Here is a 10,342-nt window from a genome sequence, read left to right as displayed (position 1 = left end):
ACAAACCACGTTCACTTTCGCCGCTTACAACCTGACGCGCATGGCGACGATCTTTGGCTGGCGTTTATCGGCGGTGGTTGGATAACTCCGTCCATAGAGTACGGAAAGCGCTAAAAAATGTCAAAAAACGGCCTGAAAAGTGGCTGAAAACTGCTTTTTAGGAAAAATGCGGCTTCCAGCCCGAAAAATTCGCATGTCTGGCGACAAAATCCGAAGGACTGGGGTCCTTTTTCAACACCCTGTTAGCGCATAAGCTTGGTGGCGATAGCCAGCAGCGCGCAGGCTGTCTATAATACAAGGCTAAGCTATCGCGCCGCGCGTCAGCAGGAAGCTGCAACGCGCCGGCGCAACGCCAACGCGCCGAAAGCATGCATGTCCGAGAAAACCAGCCCCGACAGCCATTCCCCGTCCTCCGCCGCCGCGCCTGCGCGCGCCGGCAACCTCAATTTCATCCTCGTCTGCGTCTTCATCGACATGCTGGGCATCGGCCTGGTAGTGCCCGTGCTGCCCATCCTGATCGGCGACTTTGTCAACGGCAAGGAGGCGCAGGCGTTCTGGTACGGCATCATGGCGGCCGTGTTCGGCTTGCTGCAGTTCATCTTCATGCCCATGCTGGGCGCCATCAGCGACCGCGTGGGTCGCCGTCCCGTGCTGCTGTACTCGATGGCCGGCATGGGCGTCAATTTTCTCGCCACGGGCTGGGCGCCGAACCTGGCCTGTTTGTTCATCGGACGCATCATCGGCGGCGTCTCGTCGGCCAGCATGTCCGTCGCGTCCGCCTACGCCTCCGATATTTCCACGCCCGACAACCGCGCCAAGAGCTTTGGCAAGATCGGCGCCGCCTTTGGCCTGGGCTTCATTTGCGGCCCCATGCTGGGCGGCCTGCTGGGCGAGATCAATCTGCACCTGCCGTTCTACGTGGCGGCGGGCCTGTCGGCGGCCAATTTCATCTACGGTTATTTCTTCGTGCCTGAATCGTTGCAGCCGGGTCCGCGCGCGCCATTTACTTTGGCGCGCATCAATCCGTTTGCCGCCCTGCTGAAACTGCTGCGCCGCGTGGACATCCGCGGCCTGGTGCTGGCCTTCGGCCTGATGACGTTTGCGCAAATGATGCTCAACACCACCTGGGTGCTGTACACGCATTTCCGCTTCGACTGGACGCCGCGCCAGAACGGCATCGCCCTGTTCTGCGTGGGCTTGTGCGCAGCCGTGGTGCAGGCAGGCTTGCTGGGCATTTTAATCAAGCGTTTTGGCGAAGTGCGTTTGTCCTTGCTGGGCATGGCCTCGGGCGCCCTCACTTACCTGCTGTACGGCCTGGCGACGCAAGGCTGGATGATGTATGCCTTGATTTTGTGCAACCTGCTGGCCTTTGCCGCCGGTCCCGCCCTGCAAGGCATCATCTCGAAGGCGTCCGCCGCCAGCGAGCAGGGAGAACTGATGGGCTCCCTGCAATCGATCAGCAGCCTGGGCATCATCATCATGCCCTTGCTCGGCAGCATGATCCTCGGTGAAGTGAGCCACTTGCCGCCACAGGACTGGCGCATCGGCAGCACCTTCTATCTGTGCGCCATCATGCAAACCCTGGGCATCGTAGTCGCCTGGTGCTACTTCAAGGCGCAACGCCAGGCAAGACTTGCGGTTTCCACCACAAAGTAGTCTGCGGGATAATATTGCATTTGGGAAATGAATAGGCGAGAATGCGATAATCAACCGCGCGTTACCGACGCCCGGCATTCGATGGTGAGCAAGGATGGGTATGAGTGAATTTTATTCCAGCGCCTGGCGCCGGACCGTGGCCATGCTGACGCTGGCGCTGCCATCGCTGGCCAGCGCGCAATGTTCGCGCGACATCCAGGTGCCCGTCTCGGCCATCGGCGCCAGCGTGGTGGTCAATGGCGCCAGCATCGGCGGCATCTATCCCGACTTGCTGCGCAGCATGGGCGCCAAACTCGGCTGCAATTTCATCTTCACGGCCGTGCCCCGCGCACGCCTGGAAGCGATGTTCGAGGCGGGCAAGGCCGACCTGCTGATCCCGGCCAGCAGCACCTTGCGGCGCGACCAGCATGGTTTGTTCATCCCCATGCTGGGCAGTCGCCCCCTGCTGATCTCGCTGCAAGGCGCGCGCGCGCCCATCAACTCCATGCAGGAATTGATCGAGCGACGCGAACTGCGCGTGGCGCTGGTGCGCGGCTATGACTATGGCGCACCGTACCAGGCGCTGGCGAAGGAACTGAGCAGCCAGGGACGCCTGTTCTACGAAGTCGATGCGCTCTCCGTGGCGCGCCTGATGCAAAGCGGCTTCATCGACGCCACCATCATGGCGCCCACCATCCTGGCCGGCGTGGCGCAAAACGATGCGCGCGTGTACGGCCTGGCCGACCGCTTGCGCCTGGAAGCGCTGCCTGAATTGCCGTGGGGCATGAGCGGCGTCTACCTGTCACGCAAGTCGCTGACGGCGGAAGACCAGGCCACCCTGCGCGAATTGCTGGACAAGGCGGGCCGCTCGGGCACCGTGATGGACGGCTTGCAGCGCCATCACCGCCAGGAACTGTTGTCGCTCAGCATACGTCCGCGCTGAGGACATTCGTATGTCGGGTCTGGTCCTTGCCGTGGTTTTATTTGCCGCCCTGTTGCACGCCAGCTGGAATGCCATCGTCAAGTCGGGCAAGGATACCTTTCTCAGCACGGTGCTGGTGTGCGTGGGCGCGGCCCTGATCTCGCTGGCAGTTTTGCCTTTCGTCAATGCTCCCGCGCCCGCCAGCTGGCCTTACCTGGCCGCCTCGGCCGTGGCACAGCTGGCCTATTACTCGCTGCTGGCGGCCGCCTACCAGGCGGGCGACATGAGCCATGCCTACCCCTTGATGCGCGGCAGCGCCCCGCTGCTTGTGGCGCTGGCCAGCTGGCCGCTGATCGGCGAACGCCTGTCTCCCATGCAGATGGGCGCGGTCGCCTGCATCTGCGCGGGCATCTTCGGCCTGTATTTTGCGGCCCGCCTGCCTGCCGTCGGCAGCGTGCTGAAAAACACGGGGCGCGCCACCGCCTTTGCGCTGGGCAACGCCTGCGTCATCGCCAGCTATACCCTGATCGATGGCATCGGCGTGCGCCTGTCCGGCGCGCCGGCTGCCTACACCATGTGGATTTTTGTCTTGAACGGCGCGGGACTGCTGCTGTGGACCTTGCTGCGCCGCCGCGCCGACTTGCTGGCGTATGCGCAAACGCAATGGTGCCTGGCCGCCCTGGGCGGTTTTGGCACCCTCGCTTCATATGGCCTGGCCCTGTGGGCCATGACGCAGGCGCCCGTGGCGGCCATCGCGGCCCTGCGCGAGACGTCGATCCTGTTCGCCATCGCGATTGCCGCCCTGTTCCTGCGTGAAAAAATCAGCCCCCGTCGCTACCTGGCCATAGGCCTGATCGCGGCGGGGGCAGTCCTGATGCGAATCGCCTAGCGGGCGTCCAGCGGCGCTATCGGTAACTCGATGGCGCTGGCCGCCCCTGCCGCGTGGTAGACGCGCTGCGTGGCCTTCTTGTAATCACCTGGCTGGGCCAGGAAGATGTTCGGCACGAAGGTTTGCGGATTGCGGTCGTACAGGGGAAACCAGCTCGACTGCACTTGCACGGCGATGCGGTGGCCAGGCAGAAAGACGTGGTTGGCGTTCGGCAAGGCGAAGCGGTAGCGTTCCACTTTTCCCGCAGGAATGGCCGTCGGATGCTCAAGGCTGTCGCGGTAGCGGCCACGGAAGATATCCATCGCCACGCCCAATTGATAGCCGCCCATGGCTGGCTGCGACGGCACTTCGTCCGGATACACATCGATCAGTTTCACCACCCAGTCGGCATCCGTGCCGCTGGTGGCGGCGAACAGGTTCACCATCGGTGCGCCAGCGATGCGCACGGCCGTTTTCAACGGTTCGCTAACATAGCTGAGCACGTCCGTGCGGTCCGCATAGCCGCGCTGGTCGCTGACCAGCCATGGCTTCCACTGATCGGCGTCGCCGAGGCGCACGGGACGCGCCACGAAGGGCACGGGTTTCGCGGGATCGGCCACGTATTCATCGAACGCGCCGCTGGCAGAATCGGCCGCCGCTGGCGCTGGCGCAAAGCCCAGCTTGTAGCCATCGTGCAGGTAGATCGGCGTCAGCTTGGTCTCGCAGGTCTCGCAAGCCAGCGGCCACTGCGACAAGCGCTGCCACTGGTTCGTGCCGCTCTGGTAAGACACCACGGGTGCCGTGTTCGCGTCTGGCGCGCCATCCTTCAGGTATTGATTGAGGAATGGTTGCATGACTTTTTCGCGGAACTGGCGCGCCGTATCGCCGTCAAACTTCAGGGCGCCCAGGCTGGAACCGTCATAGTTGACGCCGCTGTGGCGCCACGGGCCGATGGCCAGGTAATTGCGGTTGTTGCCCTTGTCGCGCCCTTCCATCGCCGTGTAGGTGGCGTAGGGACCATAGATGTCTTCCTGGTCCCATTGCCCCACCACGTGCATGGTGGGCACGATCAGCGGACGCTTGGCCAGGATTTTATCGAGCGCCTGTTCCTGCCAGTAACTGTCGTAAGCCGGGTGTTCAAACAGCTTTTTCGTGTAGGCCAGCTTGTCGATGCCAAATTTCTTCGCGTAATCGCTGGCCGAGCCGATGCGCAGATACGCATCGTAGTCATCGTAGACGCCCAGCACGGGCGCCTCGCCGCTGCCGCGCACGCTCGTCTGCCACGCGAGGTAAGACAGGCTGGGCATGCGGAAGGCGCCGTTATGGAACCAGTCATCGCCGCGCCAGCCATCGACCATGGCGCTCATGGGTATGGCCACCTTCAGCGCCGGATGCGGGTCGACCAGGGCCATCAGCACCGTATGCCCCTCGTACGAGGAACCCAGCATGCCCACCTTGCCATTGCTTTCCGGAATATTCTTCGACAGCCAATCGATGGTATCCCAGGCATCCGTGACGTTATCGACCTTGGTATGGTTCAGCGGACCGCGCACGGGGCGCGTCATGACGTAATCGCCTTCCGAACCATGCTTGCCGCGCACATCCTGGAATACGCGGATATAGCCGTTTTCCACCAGGGTATCGTCGCCCTGCGGCATGGTAGCCAGCATGCTGGCGCTGGTGGCGCGCTGGGCTCGGCGGGCCGCATTGTACGGCGTGCGCGTGAGCATGATGGGCGCCCGTTTGGCGTCTTTCGGCACGACGATCACCGTGTACAGCTTGACGCCGTCGCGCATGGGGATCATCACTACGCGCTTGACGTAATCATTGACGTCAGGCATCACCAGCTTGGCGCCGATATCGGGCGTCATGGGTGGCGTTTGTGCCATCGCCGGCGCCACAAAGTGGGAACTGCATAGGGAACTGACAACCAGGGCCAGGCCGGTGAACCGGACGGGGGACGACACGCGCATACTGTTCTCCAATGATTCATGCCACGCAAAAATGGCCGAACGGCAATAGTACCCGCAAAGCAAGTTCTACAGAAGGCCAGCCTCTGACGCAGCGCAGCAGATATATCGGCACGCAACTTGACAGAACGCGCACGAACTGCAACCATAACGCCATGAAATTTATCCCGTCACAACACGCCTGCTTGAATTGGTGGTCCCGCTCACTTTCGCGCGGCCACTGCATAGTGATGTGAATTTGATCCACGCCGCCTCGATCGGTGGCGTAACAGGCTCCAGCCTGGATCATCCCCGATGCAGGCGGCTCAAAAGGAAACTTGATGAGCTTGCCTAGTACCCCCGATACCCAAGACCAGAACGACGCAGCCGCAGCACCGCTGTCGGCCGCCGCCATCGCTTCGCAATCCGTGATCCTGACGGGCGACCGCCCGACCGGCCCCTTGCACCTGGGCCACTACGTGGGCAGCCTGCGCGACCGCGTCGCTTACCAGAACAGCTACAAGCAATTCATCATGCTGGCCGACGCGCAGGCGCTGACGGACAATATGGATGACATCGACAAGGTGCACCGCAATGTTGTCGAAGTGGCGCTTGACTACCTGGCCGTCGGCATCGACCCGACGAAAACCACGGTATTCATCCAGTCGCAAATCCCGGAACTGGCCGAACTGACCTTTTATTACTTGAACATCGTCACCGTGGCGCGCCTGGAGCGCAACCCCACCGTCAAGGAAGAAATCCGTTTGCGCGGCTTCGAGCGCGACATCCCGGCCGGCTTCCTGACCTACCCGGCCAGCCAGGCGGCCGACATCACGGCCTTCAAGGCAGGCGTGGTGCCCGTGGGCGAAGACCAGATTCCCATGATCGAGCAAACGAATGAAATCGTGCGCCGCTTCAACCGCATGTATAACCGCGAAGTATTGATGGAATGCAAGGCGCTGGTGCCCGACATCGGTCGCCTGCCCGGCATCGACGGCAAGGCGAAGATGAGCAAGTCGCTGGGCAACACCATCAACCTGGGCGCGACATCGCTTGAAATCACGGCCGCCGTGAAAAAAGTCTATACCGACCCGCTGCACCTGCGCGTGGAAGACCCGGGCCACCTGGAAGGCAACATCGCGTTTACCTACCTGGATGCGTTTGACCCGGAAAAAGCGGCGCTGGCCGAGATGAAAGCCCATTATGTGCGCGGCGGCCTGGGCGACAGCATCGTCAAGAAGCGCCTGGACCTGGTCTTGCAGGAAATGCTGGCGCCGATCCGCGCCCGTCGCGAAGAATTCGCCAAAGACAAGGGGCAAGTCATCCAGATGCTGAAAGAAGGCACATTCAAGGCACGCGAAGTGGCGGCCCGCACGGCTGATGAAGTCAAGTCGGCGCTGGGCCTCAACTATTTCTGAGCACCGGCAGCGAGCAAACTGATGCGCCCAGGCGGAGTCGGGTAAAATCCCGCTTCCGCCTGGGCGCAATTCGTTTGTCACCGTGGCATCAGCAATCCGTAGAGAAGACCAAGCGCCATGACCGATACCCCTGTCGAACAGCTGCTGCAGCAGCATTTTTCCATCGATGCGCTGCAACGCTCGCCCGCGCCCCTGCAGCAAGCGCTGCGCATGCTGGGCGGCTGGCTGGCCGCCGAGCGCGACACGCCGTATCCGCACGTGCCGTATGCGGAACTGCTGACGCAACTGTCCGACACCTGCATTCCCGCGCACGGCATGCCCGTGGCGGCATTCCTGCAAGAACTCGACACCACCGTGCTGGCCAATACGGCCCAGCTGAACCATCCGCAATACATCGGCCACATGACGCAGGCCTTGCCCTGGATCAGCGTGCTGGCCGAAGCGTTTACAGCTACCCTGAACCAGAACCAGGTGAAGATCGAGACGGCGTATGTCTCGACCCTGATCGAAAAGCAAATCCTCGGCTGGCTGCATCGCCAGGTGTACCAGCAGCCTGAACATGTCTACACGCAGGCCATGGCCGCCACCAGCGGTGCGCTGGGCAATGTCGTCAATGGCGGCACCATGGGCAACTTGACGGCGCTGGCCGTGGCGCTGGAACAGCATCTGCCCGGCACGCGCAAGCGCGGTTTGTTTGCCGCCATGCAGGATGCCGGCCATGCGGGGCTGGCCGTCATCGGCTCGGCCCGCAGCCATTATTCCGTGAAAAAGGCGCTGGCGACCCTGGGCCTCGGCGAAAACGCCTTGCACCTGGTAGCCGTTGACCGAGACAACCGCATCGATGTCGCCGCGCTGGAAGCAACGATTGCCGACTTGAAATTGCGCAAGATCAAGGTCGTCGCCATGATAGGCATCGCCGGCACAACGGAAACGGGCGCCATCGACCCGCTGGCCGCCATGGCGGCGATTGCCGCACGCGAAGCCATCTGGTTCCATGTGGATGCGGCCTGGGGCGGCGCCTTGCTGATCGCCGAACAATACCGTACCCTGTATGACGGTATCGCGCTGGCCGACTCCGTCGTCATCGACGGGCATAAACTGCTGTGGGTGGCGATGGCGCAAAGCATGGTGCTGTTCAAGGACAGCGCCAGCTTGAACTTGCTGAAACACAACGCCAACTACATCTTGCGCGACAACTCGGGCGACTTGGGCCAGACGTCGCTGGAAGGCTCGCGCCGCTTCGATGCCTTGAAACTGTGGACTTCGTTCAAGGTGCTGGGCGTGTCCGGCTACACCACCTTGCTGCAGCAGGCGGCCACCCTGTCCGGCCAGTTGCAGCAGCTATTGGCCGACCAGCAGGATTTCGAACTGCTCACCCGTTCCGACACCTTCATCCTCACCTATCGCTACGTGCCCGCGCACTTGCGCCAGCGCATGGACAGCTTGCTGGCCAGCGGCCAAGTGGACGTGGCGACCGAGCTGAACAAGCAGCTGAACACGCTCAACGCCAAGCTGCAAAACCGGCAAAAGGCGCAGGGCCACAGCTTTGTCTCGCGCACCGTGCTGGAATCGACGCGCTACCCTGGCCCGACCAATGTACTGCGCGTGGTCATGACGAATGTCAAGACGCGCCTCCACCACCTGCGCGCCATCCTGGCCGAACAGCGCGCCATCGGCCAGGCGCTGGTGGCCGAGCTGGGCCTGCAAGCAATCTCCCCCCATCAGCCCTGACTGGATGCCCGATGCAACGCCTGAACGCCCTCACCGATCTGTTACGGCATCTGTTGAAATGGCTGCTGATCGCCTTTGTCGTGGCCGTGCTGGCAGGGTCGGCCTCGGCCGGCTTCCTGTTCGCCCTGGACTGGGCGACGCGCACGCGCCTGGCGCACGCCTGGCTGATCTGGCTGTTGCCCGTGGCGGGCTTTGCCGTCGGCTGGCTGTATTTGCGCTACGGCAGCAGTGTCGAAGGCGGCGCGAATCTGCTACTCGATGAAATCCACGACCCGAAAAAAATCATTCCGCTGCGCATGGCGCCGCTGGTGCTGGGCGGCACTGTCATCTCGCATTTGTTCGGCGCTTCTGTCGGACGCGAAGGCACTGCCGTGCAGATGGGCGGCGCGCTGGCCGACCAGCTGACGCGCATGCTTCGTTTGAACAATGACGACCGCCGCATCATCCTGATGGCCGGCATCAGCGCCGGCTTTGCCTCCGTCTTCGGCACGCCGCTGGCGGGCGCCATCTTCGGCCTGGAAGTGCTGGCCATCGGCCGATTGCGCTATGAAGCCATGCTGCCCTGCCTGGCCGCCGCCGTCATCGCCGACCAGGTGGGCCTGTGGTGGGGTGTGCAACACACGCATTACGCCGTGCCTTTGACCCCCGCCCTCTCTGCCTGGCCCCTGTGCGCCATGGTGATCGCGGGCGTGCTGTTCGGCGTGACGGGCAAGGTGTTTGCGCAAGCCACACATGGCTTGAGCGGGCTGATGAAACGCTGGATCGGCTATGCCCCGCTGCGTCCGCTGGCCGGCGGCCTCGCTGTCGCCATCGCCGTGTGGCTGCTGGGCACGGATCGCTACATCGGCCTGGGCATCCCCACCATCGTTGAGGCCTTGAAGCAGCCACTGCCAGCACACGATTTTCTCGGCAAGATGGCGTTTACCATCGTCTCGCTGGGCACGGGTTTCAAGGGCGGCGAAGTGACGCCCCTGTTCTTCATCGGCGCCACCCTGGGCAATGCGCTGGGGCCGCTGCTGCACCAACCCGTCACCCTGCTGGCCGCCATCGGCTTCGTCGCCGTGTTTGCCGGCGCGGCCAACACGCCCATCGCCTCGACCCTGATGGCCATGGAACTGTTCGGCGCCGAAATCGGCGTCTATGCCGCCATCGCCTGCGTGGTCGCCTATCTGTTTTCCGGCCACGCGGGCATTTACCGGGCACAGCGCAGCGGCCACGCCAAGCGCACCCTGCACAACGACACGGACACATGACACAGAACATCTATGACAACGACACTTTCTTTACCGGCTACAGCCAGTTGCCCCGCTCCGTCGGCGGCCTCGATGCGGCGCCCGAATGGCCGGCCCTGCGCGCCATGCTGCCCGAGGTACAAGGAAAAGATGTGCTCGACCTGGGCTGCGGCTATGGCTGGTTCTGCCGCTGGGCAGCGCAAGCCGGCGCGGCGCGGGTGCTGGGTGTGGATGTGTCGGAAAAGATGCTGGCGCAGGCGCGTGGCATGGGAAACCATACGGCGGTCGAGTATGCCCGGCTGGACCTGGAACAACTGGCCTTGCCGCCGGCCAGCTATAACCTCGTCTACAGCTCGCTGGCCTTCCACTACATCGAAGACTACACCACCCTGCTGGCCACCATCCAGGGCGATTGCATGAAGCATCAGGTCGGCAAGCCCAAGACCTTGGCGAGATAGTCGGCATTCCAGCCAGCTTTTAAGCGTTTGGTAGCGATGCCGGCCTTGGTTGTCTTTTCGTTTTTCAGCAAATTGAGTGCTATTCGACGCAAGATGGCGAAGTTTTGTGCCCCTTCGCCGGCCCGGATA

7 protein-coding genes and 2 pseudogenes are annotated in these 10,342 nt (G+C 62.7%); 7 read left to right on the top strand and 2 right to left on the bottom strand.

The features are described 5' to 3' along the window. The first annotated feature begins 372 nt into the window (after positions 1-372). The 3 genes from CSZ94_RS25845 (at position 373) to CSZ94_RS25835 (ending at position 3,446) form a co-directional block, all read left to right on the top strand. Positions 373-1,656, top strand: coding sequence for a TCR/Tet family MFS transporter (locus CSZ94_RS25845; RefSeq protein ID WP_102124135.1), 1,284 nt, complete (start codon positions 373-375; stop codon positions 1,654-1,656). Positions 1,657-1,756: 100 nt separating this feature from the next. Next, positions 1,757-2,578, top strand: a complete 822-nt coding sequence (locus CSZ94_RS25840; protein WP_102124134.1) for a substrate-binding periplasmic protein — start codon at positions 1,757-1,759, stop codon at positions 2,576-2,578. A 10-nt stretch (positions 2,579-2,588) separates the two neighbouring features. After that, positions 2,589-3,446, top strand: coding sequence for a DMT family transporter (locus tag CSZ94_RS25835; protein ID WP_102124133.1), 858 nt, complete (start codon positions 2,589-2,591; stop codon positions 3,444-3,446). Here the strand turns inward: CSZ94_RS25835 and CSZ94_RS25830 are convergent. After that, positions 3,443-5,314 carry a CocE/NonD family hydrolase gene (locus CSZ94_RS25830; RefSeq protein ID WP_258001213.1) on the bottom strand — a complete coding sequence of 624 codons (1,872 nt, stop codon included), beginning with the start codon at positions 5,312-5,314 and terminating at the stop codon, positions 3,443-3,445. The two genes, CSZ94_RS25835 and CSZ94_RS25830, sit on opposite strands and share 4 nt — an antisense overlap. A gap of 401 nt (positions 5,315-5,715) precedes the next feature. Between CSZ94_RS25830 and trpS the strand changes: the two genes are divergently transcribed. The 4 genes and pseudogenes from trpS to CSZ94_RS25810 form a co-directional block, all read left to right on the top strand. After that, complete coding sequence (gene trpS / locus CSZ94_RS25825; RefSeq protein WP_258001212.1) at positions 5,716-6,792, top strand: tryptophan--tRNA ligase; 1,077 nt, start codon at positions 5,716-5,718, stop codon at positions 6,790-6,792. A gap of 117 nt (positions 6,793-6,909) precedes the next feature. Further along, positions 6,910-8,523 carry a pyridoxal-dependent decarboxylase gene (locus tag CSZ94_RS25820; RefSeq protein ID WP_102124131.1) on the top strand — a complete coding sequence of 538 codons (1,614 nt, stop codon included), beginning with the start codon at positions 6,910-6,912 and terminating at the stop codon, positions 8,521-8,523. A gap of 11 nt (positions 8,524-8,534) precedes the next feature. Further along, a complete protein-coding gene (locus tag CSZ94_RS25815) occupies positions 8,535-9,776 on the top strand; it encodes a voltage-gated chloride channel family protein (RefSeq protein ID WP_102124130.1) in 1,242 nt (413 codons plus the stop codon). Beyond that, positions 9,773-10,159 (top strand): annotated as a pseudogene (locus CSZ94_RS25810) (class I SAM-dependent methyltransferase); the annotation flags it as partial. The gene CSZ94_RS25815 and the pseudogene CSZ94_RS25810, both read left to right, overlap by 4 nt. A gap of 20 nt (positions 10,160-10,179) precedes the next feature. Here CSZ94_RS25810 and CSZ94_RS25805 read toward each other — a convergent pair. Continuing rightward, positions 10,180-10,342: pseudogene (locus CSZ94_RS25805) on the bottom strand (ISAs1 family transposase); the annotation flags it as partial.

The sequence above is a fragment of the Janthinobacterium sp. ROICE36 genome, from assembly GCF_002869965.1.
Taxonomy (GTDB): domain Bacteria; phylum Pseudomonadota; class Gammaproteobacteria; order Burkholderiales; family Burkholderiaceae_D; genus Janthinobacterium.
This window is presented reverse-complemented; position numbering and strand designations above follow the sequence as displayed.

Bases quoted from the DNA above. Each gene is read 5' to 3' on its own strand.
- CSZ94_RS25845 (WP_102124135.1), top strand. From the start codon at position 373: ATGTCCGAGAAAACCAGCCCCGACAGCCATTCCCCGTCCTCCGCCGCC.
- CSZ94_RS25840 (WP_102124134.1), top strand. From the start codon at position 1,757: ATGAGTGAATTTTATTCCAGCGCCTGGCGCCGGACCGTGGCCATGCTG.
- CSZ94_RS25835 (WP_102124133.1), top strand. From the start codon at position 2,589: ATGTCGGGTCTGGTCCTTGCCGTGGTTTTATTTGCCGCCCTGTTGCAC.
- CSZ94_RS25830 (WP_258001213.1), bottom strand. From the start codon at position 5,314: ATGGCACAAACGCCACCCATGACGCCCGATATCGGCGCCAAGCTGGTG.
- trpS (WP_258001212.1), top strand. From the start codon at position 5,716: ATGAGCTTGCCTAGTACCCCCGATACCCAAGACCAGAACGACGCAGCC.
- CSZ94_RS25820 (WP_102124131.1), top strand. From the start codon at position 6,910: ATGACCGATACCCCTGTCGAACAGCTGCTGCAGCAGCATTTTTCCATC.
- CSZ94_RS25815 (WP_102124130.1), top strand. From the start codon at position 8,535: ATGCAACGCCTGAACGCCCTCACCGATCTGTTACGGCATCTGTTGAAA.